General features: G+C 70.7%; 1 protein-coding gene. It reads right to left on the reverse strand.

All coding sequences use genetic code 11. From position 1 onward, the window contains the following. Positions 1-53 precede the first annotated feature (53 nt). Positions 54-1,004: a hypothetical protein gene (locus EEJ42_RS31445; RefSeq protein WP_123105259.1), complete on the reverse strand. Its 951-nt coding sequence runs from the start codon at positions 1,002-1,004 to the stop codon at positions 54-56. Between the last annotated feature and the right edge of the window lie 240 nt (positions 1,005-1,244).

The raw sequence follows: 1,244 nt of genomic DNA on the forward strand, positions 1-1,244 counted from the left end.
CGGGAACGCGAGAGGTCCGCTCCGGTCACCTGGCCGGAGCGGACCTGCGGTGGTCAGGGGGTGGGCGTGGTCGGAAAGGTGATCCGATAGAGAGCCGTGGACCGCTCGTCCGGGACGTGCTCCCAGCCGGACGCGGCAAGGTCCTCGGGGACGGCTTCGTCCATGGCCGTGCGCAGCACCTGGTCGGCCCAGCCGAGTGTCTCGGTGTCGAAGGGGCCGGTGTCGTCGGCCGTGTCGAGCTCGCTGTTCCCGGCGTATACCGCGCAGATGCGGGCGAGGTCGGTCAGGTCGATCAGGGCCGACGTCGCCTCGGGGGCCAGAGCGCGCAGGATCAGGCCGACCTTGACGCCCGCGATTCCCAGCGGCGCCTTCGGCTGGCCGTCGCGGGTGAGGCCGCAGGGGCACGACTCGTGCCAGTAGGACTTCTCGCCGCACGCGCACCACCAGGTGGCGAGGTCCCATGTCCACTCCCCCCAGCCGGCGATCGGGTACAGGCCCTCAGCGTTGAGACAGATGATGGCGGTGGCCGTGTCGCAGCCTTCGTTCAGATACTGCCAGCGGATGTGTACGACGACCACGCGACGGGCGCCGCGGCAGGTGGTCTTGCGCTTGCGGGCTGCCTCGCGTGTCTGCGGGGTGACATGGGTAATGGAGGCGTCCGTGCCTGGGCTCAGGCCTCGCCAGGGGATATGCACGGCGACTGCCTGGGTCTCCTCACTCTCCTTTTCGCGGTACTGGTTGGGGCCGCCTTCGATGATGTGGACGGTGTCCTGGCTGTCCGCGCGGCCCTCGATGACGTGGATGGTTTCGTAGCTGGGATAGCCGGGCTCGTTTGCGAGGCGAAGTGTCTGAGCGGACAGCTCGCGGACTGCGTCCAGGGCGAATCGGGGGTTCAGCCAGCCGTTCGCCCGGTTGGCGGGGTCCGGGTCGAGTGTGCAGTCGAACGGGCCGAGCGAGTCGTTGGCCCAGACGCGGGTGGTGATCGTTTGGTCGGTGCGATTCACGGGTCCTTCTCTCCGTTCGCGTGTGGATCGCCCCCCGAGGGGCGCGTCGCAGCCCGTCACAAGGGGCCCGGTGGGATCGGCGGCTTCGCTGCGTGGGTGCGGGAGGCGGAGCGCCGGGGCCCAGCGGTGGGTGCCAAGCAGCGGCGGGCGGAGCCGGGCCGCGCGATGCGCGTGCGCGGCCCGGCGAGTGCCGGTCGCCGCCTGGCACGTAGGGGGCTAGTGCGGGGCGTTCCGGCTGAC

Origin of the sequence: Streptomyces botrytidirepellens, from assembly GCF_003721215.1 — a bacterium.
GTDB classification, from domain to species: Bacteria; Actinomycetota; Actinomycetes; order Streptomycetales; family Streptomycetaceae; genus Streptomyces; species Streptomyces himastatinicus.